The organism is Sorangium sp. So ce302, assembly GCF_051530145.1.
Taxonomy (GTDB): Bacteria; Myxococcota_A; Polyangia; order Polyangiales; family Polyangiaceae; genus Sorangium; species Sorangium cellulosum_B.
This window is the reverse complement of sequence record NZ_CP150326.1, coordinates 9,548,586-9,568,776: the sequence shown is the minus strand read 5'-3', so window position 1 is coordinate 9,568,776 and position 20,191 is coordinate 9,548,586. Positions and strand designations below refer to the sequence as shown.

General features: G+C 71.1%; 14 protein-coding genes and 2 pseudogenes. 11 read left to right on the top strand and 5 right to left on the bottom strand.

The features are described from left to right. Positions 1-436 precede the first annotated feature (436 nt). The 7 genes and pseudogenes from WME73_RS36205 (at position 437) to WME73_RS36175 (ending at position 10,402) form a co-directional block, all read left to right on the top strand. Positions 437-2,026: a hypothetical protein gene (locus WME73_RS36205; RefSeq protein ID WP_437912501.1), complete on the top strand. Its 1,590-nt coding sequence runs from the start codon at positions 437-439 to the stop codon at positions 2,024-2,026. A gap of 333 nt (positions 2,027-2,359) precedes the next feature. Next, a pseudogene (locus WME73_RS36200) lies at positions 2,360-2,983 on the top strand (alpha/beta hydrolase); the annotation flags it as partial. 96 nt (positions 2,984-3,079) lie between these two features. Beyond that, positions 3,080-3,859 (top strand): class I SAM-dependent methyltransferase, encoded by a 780-nt coding sequence (locus WME73_RS36195; RefSeq protein WP_437748072.1) that lies wholly within the window; start codon positions 3,080-3,082, stop codon positions 3,857-3,859. A 762-nt stretch (positions 3,860-4,621) separates the two neighbouring features. Beyond that, entirely contained in the window at positions 4,622-6,580 is a 1,959-nt protein-coding gene (locus WME73_RS36190; protein WP_437912500.1) for a LamG domain-containing protein, read from the top strand. A 105-nt stretch (positions 6,581-6,685) separates the two neighbouring features. Next, the gene (locus WME73_RS36185) at positions 6,686-7,903 is read left to right on the top strand and encodes a transposase (RefSeq protein ID WP_437912499.1); all 1,218 of its coding nucleotides are present in this window, start codon (positions 6,686-6,688) and stop codon (positions 7,901-7,903) included. Positions 7,904-7,922: 19 nt separating this feature from the next. Next, positions 7,923-8,063: a hypothetical protein gene (locus WME73_RS36180; RefSeq protein WP_437912498.1), complete on the top strand. Its 141-nt coding sequence runs from the start codon at positions 7,923-7,925 to the stop codon at positions 8,061-8,063. A 350-nt stretch (positions 8,064-8,413) separates the two neighbouring features. Beyond that, a complete protein-coding gene (locus WME73_RS36175; RefSeq protein WP_437912497.1) occupies positions 8,414-10,402 on the top strand; it encodes a DUF7151 family protein in 1,989 nt (662 codons plus the stop codon). A gap of 6 nt (positions 10,403-10,408) precedes the next feature. Here WME73_RS36175 and WME73_RS36170 read toward each other — a convergent pair whose 3' ends face one another. Beyond that, positions 10,409-10,636: a hypothetical protein gene (locus WME73_RS36170; RefSeq protein WP_437912496.1), complete on the bottom strand. Its 228-nt coding sequence runs from the start codon at positions 10,634-10,636 to the stop codon at positions 10,409-10,411. Between the two features lie 223 nt (positions 10,637-10,859). Between WME73_RS36170 and WME73_RS36165 the strand changes: the two are divergent. Then, a pseudogene (locus WME73_RS36165) lies at positions 10,860-11,021 on the top strand (transposase); the annotation flags it as partial. Positions 11,022-11,656: 635 nt separating this feature from the next. Here the strand turns inward: WME73_RS36165 and WME73_RS36160 are convergent. Next, positions 11,657-13,237 (bottom strand): sigma 54-interacting transcriptional regulator, encoded by a 1,581-nt coding sequence (locus WME73_RS36160; protein ID WP_437912495.1) that lies wholly within the window; start codon positions 13,235-13,237, stop codon positions 11,657-11,659. A 323-nt stretch (positions 13,238-13,560) separates the two neighbouring features. On the opposite strand from WME73_RS36160, the gene WME73_RS36155 reads away from it, so the two are divergent. Beyond that, the gene (locus WME73_RS36155) at positions 13,561-14,856 is read left to right on the top strand and encodes a serine hydrolase domain-containing protein (RefSeq protein WP_437912494.1); all 1,296 of its coding nucleotides are present in this window, start codon (positions 13,561-13,563) and stop codon (positions 14,854-14,856) included. Positions 14,857-14,886: 30 nt separating this feature from the next. On the opposite strand, the gene WME73_RS36150 is transcribed toward WME73_RS36155, so the two are convergent. From WME73_RS36150 to WME73_RS36140, 3 genes are all read right to left on the bottom strand, one after another. Continuing rightward, positions 14,887-15,849, bottom strand: a complete 963-nt coding sequence (locus WME73_RS36150) for an NAD(P)-dependent alcohol dehydrogenase (RefSeq protein WP_437912493.1) — start codon at positions 15,847-15,849, stop codon at positions 14,887-14,889. 60 nt (positions 15,850-15,909) lie between these two features. After that, a complete protein-coding gene (locus tag WME73_RS36145; RefSeq protein WP_437912492.1) occupies positions 15,910-16,896 on the bottom strand; it encodes a hypothetical protein in 987 nt (328 codons plus the stop codon). Positions 16,897-17,007: 111 nt separating this feature from the next. After that, positions 17,008-17,742 carry an iron-containing redox enzyme family protein gene (locus WME73_RS36140; protein WP_437852179.1) on the bottom strand — a complete coding sequence of 245 codons (735 nt, stop codon included), beginning with the start codon at positions 17,740-17,742 and terminating at the stop codon, positions 17,008-17,010. 759 nt (positions 17,743-18,501) lie between these two features. Between WME73_RS36140 and WME73_RS36135 the strand changes: the two genes are divergently transcribed. Both WME73_RS36135 and WME73_RS36130 read left to right on the top strand, forming a co-directional pair. Continuing rightward, a complete protein-coding gene (locus WME73_RS36135) occupies positions 18,502-19,089 on the top strand; it encodes a dihydrofolate reductase family protein (RefSeq protein WP_437912491.1) in 588 nt (195 codons plus the stop codon). Next, entirely contained in the window at positions 19,086-20,093 is a 1,008-nt protein-coding gene (locus WME73_RS36130) for an RNA polymerase sigma factor (RefSeq protein ID WP_437912490.1), read from the top strand. Before WME73_RS36135 ends, WME73_RS36130 begins: the two co-directional genes overlap by 4 nt. The last annotated feature ends 98 nt before the right edge of the window (positions 20,094-20,191 follow it).

Sequence of the window (20,191 nt, the reverse complement as noted above, 5' to 3'; positions counted from 1 at the left end):
GTCATCTGCCCACCGATGATCTACGGGCGGGGGACGGGATTGAAGCGCGACTCCGCCGGCGTCACGCAGCGGGAACCGCACGGGCTCGCGCCCCCGCGCGCCTCCTCCCGGGCCTGTTTGTAAAGAATCTTTAAAAATGGAGCTCCGGGCCGCGCCGAACGTTGAACATCGTTTTTGTTCAGCTACATCATCGGTCGCCTGAGGTCGCTCCTGGCACCGCCTGACGCTCCCAGCGCGCGGCCTCGCGCGCCGGGCGGCGAGGGCTGCCTCCCCCGGTGGTTTCCCCGCCGGGGCGTGGCTCACGAGGTCCACGCCGCACCGCCGGGCGGCTCGGATGGCTCCGCGACCACAGCTGAAGAGTGGATGAAACGCGCCGCTTTCCTGCTCGTGGCCGCTCGCCACGGCCGGGCGCTGCGCTTGTAACGGAGAAAGCTTGATGGGACGCTCGAAGATGGGGCTGCTGCTCGCGTGCGGGGTCGGAATGGCGCTGTTCGCCGGGGGGTGCTCGGAGGCAGAAGACGAGATTCCGGAGCCCCTCGGCGAAGCTTCGCAATCGCTCGCGCTGGCGGATCGGCTCGCTGAATGCGCGCAGGATCCGCGCGTGGTCGCCGGGCTCGTCTCGCAGGACATCTGCGCGGGCGCAGGTGTCTTCTTCCACGAGACGTTCGAGGGCAACGGCCGCACCTGCGGCACCTGCCACCCCGTGGCCAACAACACGACGCTCGACGTGCCGTTCATCCAGGCCCTCGACCAAACCAGCCCCAATGACCCGCTCTTCGTGTTCCGGCAGGTGCCGGAGCTCGCCGAGCTCGAGACCTCGGATCTGCTGGACGACGCGGCCATCCTCGAGAACGTGGACGGCTTCGCCGATCCGACGCACCGGCTCGTCTCGCGCGGGGTGAACCACGTCCTCTCGCTCAGCACCAGCATCCGGGCGGATTCGGGGGACGGCACCACCAATCCCCCCACGGAGCGGACCGGCTGGGGCGGGGACGGCTCGAGCGACGGCACGCTGCGCGGCTTCCTCAAGGACGCGATCACCCAGCACTTTCCCAGGCGCCTCGCCCGCGAGCCGGGCGTCGATTTCCGGTTGCCGACGCCGGAAGAAGAGGACGTGACCCTGGCCTTCCAGCTCAGCCTGGGCCGGCTGAACGAGCTCGATCTGGCGAGCGTTCGCCTGTTCGACGCGGAGGCGGAGGACGGCCGGCAAGCGTTCATGGACCCGAACCGCGGCCGCTGCAACTTGTGCCACCACAACGCCGGCGCGAACTTCCAGGACACCGGCAACAACCGCAACTTCGACACCGGCACGCGCACCAAGGGGTCGCCGCTCAACGGGGGCAGCTTCGGGGGCGAGTTCCTCGCGGACGGCGGCTTCGGCGGGCGAGACCTGCCGGCGCCCAACTTCGACGCCACGGGCATCGGCTTCCCCAACTCGTTCGGCAATGGCACCTTCAACCCGCCGCCCCTGATCGAGGCCGCGGACACGCCGCCCTTCTTCCACAACAACCTGCAGATCAACGACAAGGCGGATCCGGGCCTCACCGACGCCGTCACGTTCTACGCCTCGACGCCCTTCCTCTTCTCTCCCGCCGCCCAGGAGCTCGAGCAGCGCTTCGGGACGCCGCTCAACCTCGTGCCGCTCGACGCGTTCGCCATCGCTCGCTTCCTGCGCGCGCTGAACGCCGCCTTCAACGCCGACATCGCGAAGCAACGGCTGGACGCCGCGCGGGTGCTCGTCGACCAGTTCGCGAACACGCGCGCCGACGTGCAGCAGAAGCTGATGGAGCTCGCCCGCGTCGAGATCGACGACGCCATCGAGGTGATGGCCCCGATGACGCTGTATCCCGCCGCGGCGCAGCAGCTCGACCTCGCGCGCGCCGAGATCGCCCAGGGCCTCGCGGCGAGCTCGGCGGCCGAGCGCCGCAACCGCATCGTGAACGCCACCGCGCGCGTGACGACCGCCCGGGCCCAGTTCGGTCAGAACATCACCTTCGTGCTCGGCCAGGGCAACCTGATGTACTGAGCGCGGCCGTGGCGCCGCGCCCCCGCGCCGCCACGCCCCTCCCGCATGGACTGGGCTTCCCTCGTCCGCCGCGTCTATTGGGAGGATGTGCTCGCGTGTCCGTGCGGTGGGCGCCGGCGGCTCGTCGCCGACATCGGTCAACGTGCGCAGCGCGAAGCCATCGTGGCGATCGTGACCGATGCCGGCATCCCCACCGAGCCGCCGCCCATCGCCAGGGTGTTATTGAGACGGGTTCGCCCACGCGCGCGGGGGCGCTTCCCGTTTTCGATTCGTGCTTGGCCTCGAATGGATTCGGCGGCATGATGCCGGCATGAGGATCGCGTTCATGACAGGATGCATGTCCGAGCGGAGCAGCGACGCTTGAGCACGTTCGTGTTGATCCACGGCGGCGGCGACGTCGGTTGGTACTGGCACCGGCTCGAGGCCGAGCTGCGCGCGCGGGGGCACGATGTCGTCGCGCCCGACCTCCCGGGGGACGACGACTCGCTCGAGCTGGACGACTACGCAGATGCGGTGGTCGCGGCGGTGGCCGATCGCAGGGATCTGGTCGTCGTTGCTCATTCGTTCGGCGGATTCACCGCACCGCTCGTCGCCGTCCGGCTCCCGGTCGACGCCCTGGTGTTCGTGGCCGGCATGGTCCCGTCCCCGGGCGAGGCGCCCGGGGACTGGTGGGTCAGGACCGGCTATCGAAAGGCAGTGGAGGAGCAAGCCGCGCGCGACGGCGGCGCGACCGGCAACCAGGATCCGTACGTCTCCTTTTACCACGACGTGCCGCGCGAGCTGGCCGCGCAGGCGCTGAGCAAGGAGCGGGCGCACCCGTCGGCGGCATGCACCGCTTCGCCCTGGCCGCTCGAAGCGCTGCCGGACGTGCCGACCCATTTCGTCCTCTGCACCGAGGACCGCTTCTTCCCCCCCGGCTTCCTCCGGCGCACGGTTGCGGATCGCCTCGGCGTTGTCCCGGACGAGATCGCGGCGGGCCACTGCGTGGCGTTGAGTCGTCCGAAGGAGCTGGCCGACATCCTGGAAGGCTATACGAAGAAACTTCGTCCGCGGCTGCGGTGGGCCGATCACTATGACGCGGAGCTGCGGGCTCACGACGAGCGACTGCGCGCGGCGATGGTCGTCGACCAGGCAGACCGCATACTCGACATCGGCTGTGGGAGCGGCCAGACCACGCTCGACGCCGCTCGGGCCGCGACGTTGGGAAGCGCTCTGGGCGTAGACATCTCCGAGGAGATGCTGGAGCGCGCCCGCCGCCGCAGCGCCGAGGAAGGTGTTTCCAATGTTGCCTTCGAGCGGGGCGACGCGCAGATTCATCCATTTTCGCCGGCGCATTTCGACCTGATCATCAGCCGGTTCGGCACCATGTTCTTCGCCGATCCAGTCGCGGCGTTCACCCACGTCGCGCGCGCGGCGCGGCCAGGAGCGCGCCTCGTCATGTTGGTCTGGCAGGGTGAGGAGCAGAACGAATGGGCGACGGCGTTCCGTCAGGCGCTGACCGACGGTGCCGCGGTAGCGCCGGCGTCCGGGCCAAATCCGTTCTCGATGGCCGATCCGGATGTGGTCCGTTCCATCCTCGACGCGTCCGGCTTCGTCGAGGTCGGTGTCGCCGACGTGCGCGAACCCGTCTACTACGGACCTGACGCAGGAGCCGCGCTCGACCTCGTGCTCGACATGAGGCGGCACAGGGACCTGCTCGCGCGGCTGGACGCAGCCACTGCGCAGCGCGCGCTCGTCAGGTTACGCGAGACGCTCGCCGCACACGAAACTAGCAAAGGCGTACTGTTCGACTCGCGCGCCTGGCTGGTCACGGCCCGCCGCGCGCCGGCGTAGCGTTACTTGGGGAGATAGGTCGCCTCGGCACGAGCAGCGTGAACCGCCGGCCGAGGGCGCGGTCGCCGGGGACCTGGAGGTCGCGCAGGTCGACGGCGGGCGGGGAAGGGGACGACGCGGGCGCGGCGGCGTCCGCGAGGGCCCGGCGCGGGGCGAGCGCGGCAGCGCAGAGGGTCAGGAAGAGGCGCCGGGGGAAGAGCACGCCGGCAGTATCGCAGCTCGTCGGCTCCCGGCGAGCGCGCATGCGACGAGCACCCTCGCCGGGGGCCTATCGCTTTGTTTTTATCCAAGTCGCCATCATCGATGACGCGATCGAACGGCACGCACGGAGGACGCCGGCCGCGTCGTCGGAGATCCGAGATGAATTGATTGCATGAGGATCATGATGCTTATGAATTGGCGCTTGGCTGTTTGAGCATGAAGCGATGACGCCCTGGGGCAGAGTGTGTAAATGATTGTTGAGGCTGTCAAAATCGTGCTCCAGGTGAATTGTAATGTTGAGCTGAGCTGCTACGTCCGCTAAACGTTGGGTCGCTAGGGGCTGCTCCGAGCGCGAGCTGCCAGATGGAAGCGCTTGAGTTCGGCGCGACCGAGCCTGGTATTTGCCCGCGGCGCAAGGGCTGGGCAGTCGAGCCTCGTCAACGCCTTTCTGGGCGTTCATGCCAGGGTCGGCAAGTGACGAGCGGCTGGTCTCGCGTCTTCAAGCTCGAGGTCTGCAGGACGCGAGCTCGGGGCTCTCGGCGGAACACAACAGGGGTCATTATGCGCTTTCTCGATCAGCACATTTCCCGATGGATGGTGGCCGGCCTGCTCCTCGCGGGGTGCAGCGCCAGCGACACCGACGCGGAGGTCATCGACACCGCGACCCAGGGGCTGGCTTCGGCCATCAGCTTCTGGCGGATGAACGACTGCGATCCGAGCAGCACGGCGCTGGCGGATTCGACCTTCTCGGCCTTCCACGCCACGCGATCCGCCTCGAGCGCGTGCGTGGACCGCCCGGATGGGCTCAAGGCGGTGGCGCTCGACGCGGAGGGGGAGCGGATCACGACGCCCGTCGCGGCGGCGTACGAGTTCGGTACCCGCTTCGCGGTCGCGGCCTGGATCAACCCGACCAGCATCGACTTCAGCACGGTCCGCACCATCTTCCGCCAGGGGAGCGGCAGCAGCGACATCATCGCGTTCCAGATCGGGCACGGCACGCTGGAGCTCAGCCTGAACGTCAAGATTCCCGGATCGAGCACGCTTGTGAACATCCGCGGCGCGGCCTTCGGGCACAGCCTGTCGCCCGGGTGGATGCATGTCGGCGCCACGTACGACGGCCTGGCGATCCGGCTCTTCATCAACGGCCAGCTCGTGAGCACGACCAGCTTCGGCTTCTCGAGCCCGACGCCCATCAACGGCTCGCCCCTCTCGCTGGAGATCGGCGGGGCTCCCCCCCAGAACGGCAGCTCCCGTCAGTTCCTCGGGGCCATCGACGACGTCTGGGTGTCGAGCCAGCCGGTTACGACCGCCGACATGAGCGAGCTCTTCTCCCTGCCGTCCTGCCCCGAGGTGGACGAGAACAAGGAGCTCTTGATCAGGGATCTCGCGGTGGTCGAGGATCCGGTCAGGACCACGGGCGACGGCGTCTGGACGTTCAAGCACCTGATGGAGGCCATGGCGCCCACCCCGGCCCAGGCGCCCGTCATGGTCGAGCAGATGTTCCAGAGCTGGCTCTCGGACCAGACCATGAACACCCACGTCGTCCCCGCGCGGACGGGGATCCAGTCGCTCGTGCTCGATCCCTGGCCCAGGGTAGACGGGGCGCTCGACCTGTCGCGCGCCCCGATCCGGCTCCTCGCCATCGTGAATCGGCTGGATCTCAGGAAGCTCGCCGACGGCAAGGCGGGTGAGGGCCGGTTCGTGTTCGGGGTGACCGACAGCAGCGGGAGCCCGCTGCAGTTCACGATCATCCTGGAGTATCGCCTGCCGGCGACCACCGAGGCAGAGGTGCTCGACTGGGCGAACCTCTGGCACGAGCTGAACGCGCTCTCCCTCGGCTCGGCGGACTACAACGCGAAGCTGGCCGAGATCACCGAGCGGTTCGCTGGGAGCAACGCGGAGCCCGGCCGCGTGAACGGCAGCGCGCTGTCGCAGCTCCGGACGAACGAGATCGCCCTGGCCAGCCCCTGGGAGCTGCGCGAGTTCACCCTGTCGCCGGCCACGGGGCTCCTGCAGCCCGACACGGTGAAGCTGACGCCCGACACGAGCTTCATGGGGCAATCGATCGTCGCCGACTTCATCAACCAGAACGAGGCGTCCATCCTGACCGAGACGCACACCGTGCCCGAGGTCTTCCAGGGGGTCAGCTTCCTCGGCGGCAGCTCCATCAACGACTTCCCCCGCCCGCCCTGGAACGCCCCCGGGATCACCAACAACGAGGCTCGCCACAAGTTCTCGTTGAACGCTTGCAACGGTTGCCACGGCGTGGAGGCGCAGACCGTCTTCCTCCACATCAGCCCGCGCTTCGCTGGCGTCCAGGCCGACATCTCGGCCTTCCTGGAAGGCACCGACGTGCTGGACCCGGTCGACGGCGTCACCGTCCGGCACCTCGACGATCTCGAGCGCCGGGCGACCGACATGGAGCAGCTGCTCTGCGCGCAGCCGGGACCCGCCGCGTTCCGGGGCACGTCCGGGGCGAGCAGCTCCTTCATCGCCAAGGGCATCGATCGCGTGCACTGAGGCGCGCAGCGCAGCGGCTCAAGAGCGCCGGGCCGCCCGGCCCCGGAGAGGGTGTTCGCCGCGCGGGGCAGGCGCCGTAGACCGAGGCGCGGAAGCGGAGCTGTCGTGCACTTCCACGTCGTCGCGCTCGATGGCGTATTCACTCGAAAGGACGGTCCCGAGGTCGTTTTCCACCAGGGCCCTGCGCCCTCGCGCGACGACATCGCCGCTGTCGCCGCGCGCGTCGAGAAGCGCATGATGCGGTGGCTGCGGCGGCGGAAGCTCGTGGACGACGGGCCGAGCGAGGAGCGCTCCAACGAGGTCCCCGAGCTCTCCCCGCTCGAAGCGTGCATGCAACTGTCGCTCTTCGGCGGCACCTTTGTGCGCCTCGACGAGGACGGCGTCCCCCTCGCAGAGGCGGACGACGAGGATCGCTTCCGCCCCCGGGGCAAGAGCCCGTGGGTCGGCGAGGTGGCAGGGTTCAACATCCATGCGGGCGTCACGCTCCGCGCGGGGGATCGCGCCGGCCTTGAACGGCTGTGCCGCTACGGCGCGCGCCCGCCCTTCAGCCTGGAGCGCATCTCGCTCCTGCCCGATGGCCGCGTCGCGTACCGCCTTCGCAAGCCCCGTCGCAACGGCGCGACTCACCTGGTGCTGGCGCCCGTGCATTTTCTGGCGCGCATCGCGGCTCTCGTGCCTCCACCGCGGTATCCGTTGCTGCGCCTTTCCGGCGTGCTCGCGTCGGGCTCGTCGTGGCGAGCCGCCGTGGTGGCTCACCGGCCCTCGGCGACGGGCATCCCGGTGCCGGAGACGAAGACGAAGACGAGCGCGACGGCGCCACCGATCTGCGCCAACGACATCACGGCGCCACCTCCCGCGGCTACCTGGGACCCTCCGGCGAGCGCGCGCACGAGCCTCGGCGACGGCATCGTCCCGCCCATCTACGCACGCATGGACTGGGCTTCCCTCATCCGCCGCGTCTATCTGGAGGATGTGCTCGCGTGTCCGTGCGGTGGGCGCCGGCGGCTCGTCGCCGACATCGGTCAACGTGCGCAGCGCGAAGCCATCGTGGCGATCGTGACCCATCTCGGCATCCCCACCGAGCCGCCGCCCATCGCCAGGGTGTTATTGAGCACCGTCGTTCGACGCGGCGTGAGCCTCTCGGCCTCGTCCCTCCGCGTGCCGCTCGCGCGTGGCCGTTGGCCAACCTCTGCCCGCAGCTCGACCCCATGCGAGCGGCGCCCTCGTTCTTGGGCCTTTTCGTGCCCCGCGCATCCCCGATCGCCAGCCCGCGTTGGTGGCCCGCGCCGTTCTGCCTTTCGTGATCCGGCCGGCTCGTCCTAGCCTCTGCACGCTCATCGCGGTGTCCGGCTACGGCCAGGAGGTCGACCGGCAGCGCGCCAGCGACGCGGGGTTCGATCACCACCTGCGGAAACCGGTCGAGCCGACGGCGCTCATGAAGCTGCTCGCGAAGGTGACGCCGTCCGGCCGGGCTGAGCCGTAGAGAGCCCGGCCACGGAGGAGGCATCCAGACAGGTCATTGGTTGCGCGTGCTCCCCGTCGTATATCGACGGCTCTCGCCCGGCTCGTTCCGGCCGACGTCGAGCGGCTCCTGCGCGAGTTGCGCCAGTGTTGCTCAACCCGCCCACCTGCGGCGCAGGGGGGCCGGCGCGCTCCTCTCTCGTGCGCGCTCGAGATGGGCTGATCTCGCGCGCGCACGAGAGGAGCGCGCCGGGCGCCCCGGCCGCCGCCAGCGTGGGTCGGGCGGCCAGAGGCCCTGGTGGTGGCCTTCGCGCAGCCCTGGTACAGCGCTCGCAAAGCGCCTGCGCTCCACGGACAGGAAACGCACCCACCATGCACCAGAATCGCCCCAGCGTGTTCGCCCCTTTGCTGCTGACCCTCGCCCTCGCCAGCGGCGGGTGCGGCTCCGAGCCCCCCGCCGCACCGCCCGCCGACGATGGCGGATCGCCGGCGCCCGCGGTGCGGATCGACGACGAGCCCCCGGGCGCAAACTGCCCTGAAGGGGGCCGCGCCATCCACAAGGGGGAAGACGACGACGGAGACGGCGTCCTCGATCCGGGCGAGATCGACGCCACGGAGTACGTCTGCGCCGAGCAGGGAGAGGGAGACCTGCCGGAGCTCCTCACGACGCGGGCAGAGGAGCCGCGGGGCGAGCACTGTCCTCATGGCGGGACGGCGGTGCGCTCCGGGCTCGACCTCGACGGCGACGGGGCGCTGGACGCGCAGGAGGTCTCCGGCACCACGTACGTGTGCGCTGGCGCCCCGCCCGAGGAGCCCGAGCAAACGCCGGAGCGGCTCGTCCGGATCGACGAGGAGCAGGCGGGACCGAACTGCATCGCCGGCGGTGCGGCCGTGCACGCCGGCCTGGACGACAACGCCGACGGCACGCTCGACGACGAGGAGATCGACCACACCGATCACGTGTGCGGCGCGTCGCTGGTGGGCGACTACGCCGTGACCGACCTCGACGACCTCCGGGCCCTCGAGGGCATCCGCGTGATCACGGGCACGCTGACCCTCCTTCCGGAGCTCGCGACGGTCGTGTCCCTCCCCGACCTCGTCTATGTCGGCGGCTCGTTCGAGGTGGAGCACGCGTACGCGCTGGAGCGGCTGGAGCTGCCGGTGCTGGCGCAGGTCGGCGGCGACCTCTCCGTGATCTTCGCGCCAGCGCTCCGGTCGCTCTCGCTGCCGTCGCTGGCGCGCGTGGGCGGCGCCCTGGGACTCTCGTCGGTGGACCAGCTCACGGCGGCGGAGCTGCCGGAGCTCGCCGAGATCGGAGCCAGGCTGGAGCCCCGCCTTGACGCGATAGCGATCCAGGCGGATGCGCTCGCGGAGCTCGCGATGCCCTCGCTCCGGCGCAGCGGCGGCGGCATCCACCTCCGAGGCGCGGCGCTCGAGCGGGTCGCGTTCCCCGCGCTGATCGAAGCCGGCCGGTTCGAGCTCTGGGACAGCCTCGCGGTCCAGGCGCTGGAGTTCCCCGTCCTGGAGGCGGTGCGCGGCGACCTGATCGTGTGGGGGATCGCGGCGGCCGAGATCGCGCTCCCGAGGCTCCTGACGGTCGCCGGCGATCTGGACGTGGTGGACGCGCAGGGCGCCGCGCGGCTGTCGCTCCCGGAACTGCGGGGCGTGGGAGGCACCCTCCTCCTCGCGCGCTGCGCTCAGCTCACGGCCCTCGAGCTGCCGCGGCTCGCCAGCGCGCCGCGCGTCATCATCCGCGATCAGGGGAGGCTCACCTCGTTCTCGCTACCTGCGCTGGCCACCGTCGAGGAGCAGGTCGGCATCTGGTACAACCCGTCGCTGACCGACTTCTCGCTGCCCGCGCTGCGCCAGACCGAGTGGCTCTCGCTGTCGGGGAACCCGCGGCTTGCCGGGCTGGGCGGCCTGGCGCAGCTGGAGAGCGTCTCTCTCCTCATGACCGTCGAGGATAACCTCGCGCTGGAGGATCTCTCTGGCCTCGCAGCGCTCTCGGTCCTCGGTGGCTTCCTGGAGATCCGCGGCAATCACGCGATGACGCGCGTCGGGCTCGCGCGGCTGGAGCGGGCCAAGCTCATCGAGATCGGGCGCGAAGGGAGCGGCGGCAACGACCGGCTCGGGGTCGTCGACATGCCCGCGCTCCGCCGCGTCGATGGACTGGGCATCTCGTCGAACGACCGCCTCACGGACCTCTCCCTTCCCTCGCTCACCAGGATCCCGGGCGCGCTGAACATCTCCATGAACCCGGCGCTGCCGCAGTGCGAGGCCGAGGCGCTCGCCGCCCAGCTCACGGGGCAGCCGGAGCAGGTCTACCTCGGCGGCAACGACGACGCCGGCACGTGTGAGTGACGGCGGTCACGGCCGGTCGCGCGCGGCGCCCAGCGCGCGGGCTTCCCGCCGCATCTCGTGCATCTCGTGCAGGAGCGCGGCGGAGAGGTCCGGGTGCAGCTCCGGGGCGCTCGCGACCTGCCCTCGCATCGCGGCGAGCCGCCTTCCGTAAAGACGGCTCCGCGCGGCGGGGTCGGCGGGCCGCGCCCAGTCGCATCCGCTCGCCTGCCAGTAGCGCTTCGCGTGCGGGCGCACCAGGCGCGAAAGCGCGGCGGATAGGCATCATGAGAACGTGGCGTCCGCAACGTCGACCCTGCTGGTTCCCGCACCTGCCTCCGTGTGCCGCGCAACCGGACGCGTCGGACCTCCGTCGCAGGGAACCTTCAGTTAGGCACAAAAGGACCCAGAAAGGAGAGCGCGCGCGGGGGATCGCGCCGGCCTTGAACGGCTGTGCCGCTAGGGCGCGCGCCCGCCCTTCAGCCTGGAGCGCATCTCACTCCTGCCCGATGGCCGCGTCGCGTACCGTCTTCGCAAGCCCCGTCGCAACGGCGCGACTCACCTGGTGCTGGCGCCTGTGTATTTTCTGGCGCGCATCGCGGCTCTCGTGCCTCCACCGCGGTATCCGTTGCTGCGCCTTTCCGGCGTGCTCGCGTCGGGCTCGTCGTGGCGAGCCGCCGTGGTGGCTCACCGGCCCTCGGCGACGGGCATCCCGGTGCCGGAGACGAAGACGAAGACGAGCGCGACGGCGCCACCGACCTGCGCCAACGACATCACGGCGCCACCTCCCGCGGCTACCTGGGACCCTCCGGCGAGCGCGCGCACGAGCCTCGGCGACGGCATCGTCCCGCCGGTCTACGCACGCATGGACTGGGCTTCCCTCATCCGCCGGGTCTATTTGGAGGATGTGCTCGCGTGTCCGTGCGGTGGGCGCCGGCGGCTCGTCGCCGACATCGGTCAACGTGCGCAGCGCGAAGCCATCGTGGCGATCGTGACCCATCTCGGCATCCCCACCGAGCCGCCGCCCATCGCCAGGGTGTTATTGAGCACCGTCGTTCGACGCGGCGTGAGCCTCTCGGCCCCTCTCCTAGCCTCCGCGAGCAGAGGCGGAGCAGGCGCTCGCCGGGAGCGACCCGGCCGCCGCGCGCGCGCTCGCGGACCGGGGGCTCGCCCTGGGCGCGGAGCGGGACGTCGAGGCGGTGCTCCGCGGGATCCAGGAGGGGGCGTCCCGCGCCCTGGGCGCCGGGGGCGCCGCGCGCTCGTCGCGCTCGTGAGCGCTCAGGGCGGCCGCTTCCGCGGCCGCGGGATGCCGTACTCGTCGATGCGGTTGATCAGCGTGCGCAGCGAGACGCCGAGGAGCTTCGCGGCGCGCGTCTGGTTGCCCGCGGACCGCTCGAGGGCCTCGATGACGCGCTGCCGGTCGGCGGCCTTCATCTCGAGCCGGAGCCTCGTGAGGGCGTCGCCGCTCGGCGGCGCGGCGTCGGCTGGCGGCAGCCCGGCGCCGCTGGGAGGGGGTGCGGCGCCGCTCGGCGGCGGCGCGGCGCCGCTGGGAGGGAGCGCGGCGCCGCTGGGCGGCGGCGGGGGGATGGCGCCGCTGGGCGGCGGCGGGAGAATTGCGCCGCTGGGCGGCGGCGGGGGGATGGTGCCGCTGGGCCGCGACGCGGCGCCGCTCGACGGGGGCGTGGCGCCGTTCATCAGGTGCGGCGGCAGATCGGCGGGCAGGACCGACTCCCCCGCGCACAGGACCGCCGCGCGCTCGATCACGTTGCGCAGCTCGCGCACGTTCCCCGGCCAGGCGTACGCCTCGAGGGCGGCGAGCGCCTCCGGCGAGATGCGGGGCGTACCGCGCTGGTCGAGCTGCCGGCACGCCTCCTCGAGGAACCTGCCGGCGAGCGGGCCGATCTCGGCGACCCGCTCCCGGAGCGGCGGGACGACGAGGGAGATGCCGTTCAGCCGGAAGTAGAGGTCCTGGCGGAAGGCGCCGCGCGCGATCTCCGCCTCGAGATCGCGGTTGGTCGCCGCCACGAAGCGGAGGTCGAGCCGGCGCGGGGTGCGGCCCCCGATGCGGAGCACCTTCCGGTCCTCGAGGACGCGGAGCAGCTTCGCCTGGAAGGCGAGGGGCAGCTCGCCGATCTCGTCGAGGAACAGCGTGCCGCCGTGGGCCGCCTCGAGCAGGCCGGGGCGCGCGTGGCTGGCGCCCGTGAAGGCGCTCTTCTCGTGGCCGAAGAGCTCGCCCTCGAGGAGCGACGGCGGCAGCGCGGCGCAGTTCAGCTCGACGTAGGGCCCGCTCGACCGCGGCGAGCGCGCGTGGAGGGTCCGGGCGAGCACCTCCTTGCCCACCCCCGTCTCGCCCAGGATGAGCACGCTGATGGGGCTCCGCGCGGCGCGGGCGGCCTGCTCGTAGAGCGCCAGCATCGCCGGGGCCAGCAGCACGATGTCCGCGGGCGGCTTTCCGCGGTCGGGCTCCTCGGCCGCCCCGCCGGGCGCGCGGCCGACGACGACGGTGGTCGCGCCGAGGTTGAAGCGCTCGCCGACGCCGACCTCGGCGCTCTCCCGCGAGAGGCGCCGCAGGCGGTGCGTGCGCGCCGTCAGCGCGCGGGCCAGCGGCTCGCCGACGAAGGTGCCGTTGGCGCTCCCGAGGTCCTCGATCCGGAGCGGCGGGCCGACGTCGAGGGCCGCGTGCCGGCGCGACACCGAGCGATCGTCGATCCGCACGTCGCACCCCTCGTCGCGCCCGAGGACGACGCGGCCGTGGGGCGGCAGCGGGGCGAAGGTGATCGTGTTGCCGGCCACGATCGCGAGCCGGAGCGTCGTCGTGCAGGAGCCCCGCACATCGCTGCCGGGAAAGCCTTCGTCCACGAGCACATCCTACGCGGCGCCGCGCGCCGCCGTGCGCTGGTTTGGCGTTGATTTGCACGAATCATGCAAAACCGTGCAGAGCGTCGGGACCGCGCGGCCGATCGTGCAGGCGGGTGCACGATCGGCGCACCTGTCCGCCGGCGCTCTCGCGCGGCGGCGCCGCGAATCGCTGGGTCCGCTGCTCGGCACGCCTCCTGCTGTCCAGGAATTCGGGCGCTCGCGAGCGTCGATGGCGACCTCAGCGACGGCGCGGGAAAGCGCGCCCGAGCGGGCTCTGCTGCGGCGCGACCCGGCCCCCCACGGATCACGGATCAGGAGCGAGCATGTGCACCGAGCATGGATTTTTCAATCGCAGGCACCTTCTCCAGGGGCTGGGCCGTACGGCGGCGGTGGCCGCGTTCGCGCCGGCGGTCCTGTCGGCCAAGGTGGCTGAGGCGCATATCCAGACGACGTACGAGCGGCTCGTCCCTGGGCGGCCCGAGGGCGTCGGCCTGTGCTCGGAGCGCATCGAGGACGTCTTTGCGCGCATCCAGCGACGGGTGACCGACGGCCTGTTCCCGGGCGCGGTCGCCCTTGTAGCGCGGCGGGGGAGGATCGTCGGGCACCGGGCGTTCGGCTCCCGGGTCCGCGGCGCGGACGAGCCGATGACGCTCGACACGCTGTTCGACCTGCTCTCCATCACCAAGGTCCTCGCGACGTCGACGTCGGCGGTGATCCTCGTGGAGGACGGCGTGCTTCGGCTGAACGATCGGGTGGCCGATTTCATCCCGGAGTTCGCGGCCAACGGCAAGGAGGCCATCACGGTGCGCGACATGCTCCGGTACACGGCCGGCTTGCCGCTGGACAGCCAGTTCCTGGACGACCCGGACGCCGAGCGCGTCTGGCAGCGCATGGCGGAGGCGCCGCTCGAGTACGTCCCTGGCACGCAGGTGCTCTACAGCGATCTCACCTACCGCCTCCTCGGGCGGGTAATCGAGGTCGCCTCGGGCATGGATCTCGACGCCTTCGCGAAGGCGCGCATCTGGGGCCCGCTCGGCATGAGCGACACGACCTTCAACCCGTCGGCGGCGCTCATCTCGCGGACCGCGGCCACGGGCTACTCCGAGCTCCGGGGGAGGGTGCTGCGCGGCGAGGTGCAGGACGAGCAGGATCACGCGCTCGGCGGGATCGCCGGCTGTGACGGCGTCTTCTCGACGGCGCGGGACATCGCGGTGTTCTGCCAGATGATCCTGAACGGCGGCAGGTACGGCGGCGTCCGCGTCCTGAGCCGCCAGGCCGCCGCCGCGATGGTGAGCAACCAGACGCCCGAGGTGAGGGCGTCGGAGACCGACGTATCGCCGATAACGAACCTCCTGATGACGCCCAAGGGCTATGGCTGGGAGCTCGCGACCCACCGCTTCTCCAACGGCGGGTCGCGCCTCTCGAGCGGCTCTTACGGCAAGGCGGGCGGCACCGGGTGCTTCCTGTGGATCGATCGCCGCCGCGAGCTGATCGGGGTCATCTTGACGAACCACGGCGTGCCGACGCCGTTCGATGAGCTCGGGTGGAACCGGATGCTCGACGCGGTCGGGAACGGGGAGTTCTTCGACGGGATCGTCAACGCCGTCATCGACGACTGAGCCCGGCGTCGGTTGGTGCGGGGGGCGCCGTCAGATGGTGATGACGATCTTCCCGCGCGCTCTCCCCTCGCCGAAGTAGCGGAGCGCGTCGGGGACCTCGTCGAGCGGAAAACAGCGATCGATGACGGGGCTCAGCTTGCCCGCCTGGAACAGCTCCCCCAGGGCAGCGAGGTCGTGGTTCGCCTTCGCTGGCATGAGGCGCATCTTCTTTTGCTCGCTCCTCGCTATCCAGGGCCCGACGAGCAAGACCTGCAAGATTCGACCGATGGAGCCCCCGATCATCACGTAGGTCCCCCCTCGGTTCAGCGCGCGCGCGTAGTCGAACATCGAGCGGTGCGCCGCGGCGTCGAGGATCAGGTCGTAGGTCTTCCCGCCGGCCGTGAAGTCCTCTTTCGTGTAGTCGATGACCTCGGCTGCGCCGGCCGAGCGCATCGTCTCCAGCTTCTCCGTCCGGTCCACGCCGGTGACCTCGGCGCCGAGCGACGTGGCGATCTGGATGGCGAGGGTGCCGACGCCGCCGCCTGCGCCGTTGATCAGGACCTTCTGCGCGGGCCGGAGCCCTCCCTCGTCGCGGAGCCCCTGAAGGGCCATCGCGCCTGCCTGAGGGAGGGCCGCGGCTTGCTCGAACGTCATCCCGGCCGGCTTGGGCGCCAGCGCGCTCTCGCGGGCGCGCGCGTACTCGGCGAAGCCGCCCCAGCCACACTGGCAGAGATCCCCGAACACCTCGTCACCGGGCCGGAACCGGGTCACGTTCTTGCCCACCGCCTCCACGCGGCCCGCGATGTCCGCGCCCGGGACCCTGTGCTTGGGCCTGAGCAGCCCCCAGAAGCGAAACAGCACAGGCGTCCCGGTCACGAGATCCCAGTCCCACGAGTTCACGGAGGCCGCGTGGACCCTCACCAGGACGTCGTCGTCGCCGATCTCGGGCCTCGGGATCTCCTCGAGCCGCAGGACGTCGGGTGAGCCGTATCGGTCGTAGACAATCGCCTTCATCTCGTCTCCGCGGCGTTCCCGCGGCCCCTCGGGCTCACCCGAGCGCCGCGCGGCGCGGCCTCACTTGCCGCAGCCGACGCGCTCGGAGTGGAGCGCGAGGTCGTCGTACCACATGGTCTTGGCCCCGCCGTGGTACTTCTCGAACCCGAACTTGAAGAGCTTGTAGTCGTACGGGCCCCAGTCCGTGACGTGCATCGCGTTGACCTCGGTGCCGTCCACGAACACGCTCACCGAGCGGCCCGGCCCGTCGTAGTGGAACTCGAGGCAGTACCAGGTGTTCGCGACGAGCTTCACGCCGCCGCTGCACATGTACATTCCGCCGTTCGAGAGCATCTCTTTGTCGTCGCTCCTGCGGTTCAGCTCGAGCTGACACTGGTGCTCGCCGATGCGGATCTGCTCGCCGTTGTTGGGATCCCCGTTGCCTTCCGCGGCCGCGACATACGTGTTGTGGCCCATCTGGATGTCGGTGGCGCTCTTGAGGTAGACCCTGCCCCAGAAATTGCTCGGCACGGCCACGCCGAGCATCTGGCTGAAGTCCGTGCCCGAGACCTTGACGGAGCGCGTGCCGCTGTGACCGGTGCTGTCCAGCGTCACGAACTCGCTCATCCTCGGCCGCAGATACTCGGGGAAGAACTGGATCTCGGAAGGCAGCGAGCCGCCCTCGAAGTCGGAGCAGAAGATGCTGCACCCGCCGGGATCCGTGCCGCCGGTCGCCGCCGTGCTGGTCGTCGTGTCGCCGGCTCCGGTGCTCGTGGCGCTCGCGGTGACGTCGCCTGAGCCGCTGCTCGTGGCGCTGCTGCTGGTGGCGCCGCCCGAGCCGCTGCTCGTCGTGGCGCTGCCGCTGCCGCTCGCGGCGCCGCCGCCGCTCGTGGCGCCGCCGCTGGTCGCGCCGGGGCCGGAGGAGGTGCTCCCGGGGCCCGGGCCCGCGGCGTCGTCGCCCGACCCGCCGGCGCCGCCGGCCCCGGAGCTGGATTCGCCGCCGCACGCGGCCACGGACGCGAGCGTGTACATGGCAAAGAAGGCAAAGGAACGAGCCGAGAAGGACATACTGGAAGATCTCCTCAAGAACGGGCGCAGAACGGCCCAAGCGATGCGCGCGATTCTATCAGTGAACCCTGCGCGTGTCAGGCAGAACCGGAGGAGTGCGCCGAGGCCAGCTCAGGCCTGCCGGAGCCCCATGGCGCGCCCGACCCCATCCCGGTACGCCAGCCAGGCCGCGTGCGCTGCGGCCACCGCGGACGCGACCGCGTCCGCCATCGGGCCCTCGTCCGGCACGTGCCCCAGCACCATCTCCCACGCGTCCCGCCGGTGCCCTCCTTCGACCGCCCGGTGCGCCCTCGCCAGGCGCATGCGCTCGGGCGGACACCCGTAGTGCCGCACCATCGGGTGCGCGCGCAGCGCCTCCTCGATCGGCGGCGCCTCGCGCTGCCCGAGGAGCTCCGCGCGCTCGTGCACGCTGCCCTCCACGAAGATGGTCAGCACCGCCGCGCCCACGACCCACGGCGGCGCCGCGCTCGCGCGGTCGAGCAGCGCCCGGTAAGCGTGGGCCTCGGGCTCGAGCGGGATCGACTCGTCCTCGATGGCCGCGCGCGGGATGCCCAGGCCGTCGATCATCTCCAGGAAGAGCGCCGGGTGCGACACGCCCAGCGAGAGCTTGCCCGTCTGCTCTTCGAAGAGGTTCTCGGCGAGGGCGCTGCGCACCGCGGCCGGCGGCGACTGGCCGAGCACGCGCGCGAGCAGCACCGGGAAGTCGCGCACGTAGACCCGGTATTCGTGCCTGAAGTGAACCGCGAGCTGGTCTCGCGTGAGGCCGGGGCCGGTGAGGTGCGCCCAGGCCCAGTGGTTCTTGCGGTCCATGATCGCGAGCAGGCGTTCCTGAAGACGACGCGTCATGCGGCAGCTCCTCGGCAAGGGGTGAGCCTTGGTTGTACAGCACCGACGGCGTCTGCCCAGCGCCGTCGTCGCAGGTCGCGCGGAGGGCGGCGCGCCGCCAGGGCAGGGCGGGGAGGAGCTCGAGAGCCTGGGGCGCTCGTGCGCCGTCCTTGTCACAGATCGCCCGCTCCGGCCGATGACGCGCCATGAGCTCACGTTCCTGGGGATTCATCGCCGCGGTCACCCTCGGCCACCTCAGGATCCGCGGGGCGATGGGGGAGGGGGTCGAGGAAGCGCGTGGCGGCTCCGGCCGGTGAGCGGTGCGGGGCGACCGAACCTGGGCCGGGTAGCTATCTTCTGGAGCTCCTTGAGTTCGGCATCGCTACGTACGGAGCTGGTGGCGCCATGTACGGAGCTTGCGTCGCTAACTACAGAGCTGGCTCCGGGTCGCCCAACCTGGGTCGGGTCGCTCTGAGCCGCTCAGGGACAGGCAACAGAGTAAGAGAGAGTACACGGGGAGACGGGGAGACGGGGAGGAGAGAGAGATAGACAGACCAAGGTGGAGAGGCGAGAGGCGGGGACCATCCTTCGCGCCTGCTCGCCGCCCCGCATCGATGCCGCCCGAAGCCGCCGGCGCCGAGCCTGATGGTTCGAACGGCTGATCCCCATCTCTCGCCTCCCCGCCTCCCCGTCTCCCTGTGAAGCTCTCCTTCTTCCTCTCCGCCCAACATTTTCTTCGCCCCCCCGTATCCTCCCGGCCGCGCCGTTCGTCGGTGAGCCATGACGACGACGACCCCGACCGAACGACGCCTCTACGTCTCCATGATCGCGTCCCTCGACGGCTACATCGAGGGCCCGGGCCGCGAGCTGGACTGGTTCCAGGACGGCAACCCGCAGTTCGAGCGGTACTGCGACGAGATGGTCGACTCCGTCGGCCTCGCGATCTACGGGCGCACCTCCTACGAGCTCATGCTCCAGTACTGGCCCGACGCCGAGGCGCGCCCGCGCTCGCCCCAGGACCTCGCGTTCGCGCGCAAGATGAACGCCCTGCCCAAGGTCGTGCTGTCCCGGACCCTGACGCACGCCGCGTGGGCCAACACCCGCGTGGCCCGTGACCCCGAGGAGATCGCCGCGCTCAAGCGGCAGCCCGGCAAGCCGATCGTCGCCTGGGCCGGCGCCGCCCTGGTCTCGACGCTGATCGAGCACCGCCTCGTCGACGAATTCCGCCTGATCGTGCACCCGGTGGTGCTCGGCGGCGGCACGCCGCTGTTCGCGCGCCGCGACCATCGCCTCTCGCTGCGGCAGATCCGGACCCAGAACCTGGGCGGCGGGCTGTCGGTCCTGTGCTACGAGCCGGTCTGGTCATGAGCGACGAGCCGCGCGACCTCGGCGAGCTGAGCAATGACGTGAAGGCGTCATGGCAGCGGTTCCTCGACGTGTTCGAGCCGCTCCGGCCCGAGCTGTACCGTTACTGCCGCTACCTGACCCGGAGCCCGTGGGACGCCGAGGACCTGGTGCAGGACACGATGGCCCGCGGCTTCGTCACGCTCGGCACCCTGTTCCACGAGGTGCCCAACCCGCGCGCCTGGCTGTTCCGGGTGGCGTCGAACCTCTGGATCGACCGCGCCCGGCGGCAGCGGCTCGAGCGCGACGCGATCGGCGAGCCCTCGGCAGCACACCCGGCGCCAGGGCACGCGCCCGACGAGCGGGCGTCGCGCGAGGCCGCCGGCACCCTGGTCGCGCACCTGTCGCCCCAGGAGCGCGCGGCGGTGGTGCTCAAGGACGTGTTCGATCTCTCGCTCGAGGAGGTCGCCGCGTCGCTCTCGACCTCGGTCGGCGCGGTCAAGGCGGCGCTGCACCGCGGCCGCGGCAAGCTCGTCGCGCCCGAGGCCGACGAGCCCCGGGCGCCCGCGCCGGGCGTGCTCGACGCCTTCTGCGCCGCCTTCAACGCCCGCGACCTGCCGGCCCTGACCTCGCTGCTCCTCGACAGCTCGATCACCGAGATCGTCGGCGTGGTGACCGAGTACGGGCGCGAGCCCCCGGCCGATCCGCGCACCGGGTCGTTCGTCGGCAGCCTCTCGCCGATCACGACCACCGACGCCGGCGGGGTCGACGCCCGTCACCTGGTCGGCTACCTCGGCGGCCCGCCGCGCTGCGAGGTGCGCGAGCACCGCGGCGAGCTCTTGCTGCTCTTCTGGTTCGATCACGACACAGGACCCGCGGTGCGCACCGTCTGGACCGTCGAGACCGACGGCGGGCACATCGCCCGCATCCGCAACTACTTCTTCACCCCCGATGTGATCGCCGAGATCTGCCGCGAGCTCGACGTGCCCTTCCGCACCAACGGCTACCGGTACTGGATCCACAGGTAGCGCCCGGTCGCTCAAGGACGAAGGACCACGGCGGGGTGAGCGGCTGTCCACCGAGAGCACGCGGGGATACCCGGGAACGGCGATCTCGCCGCGGCGGC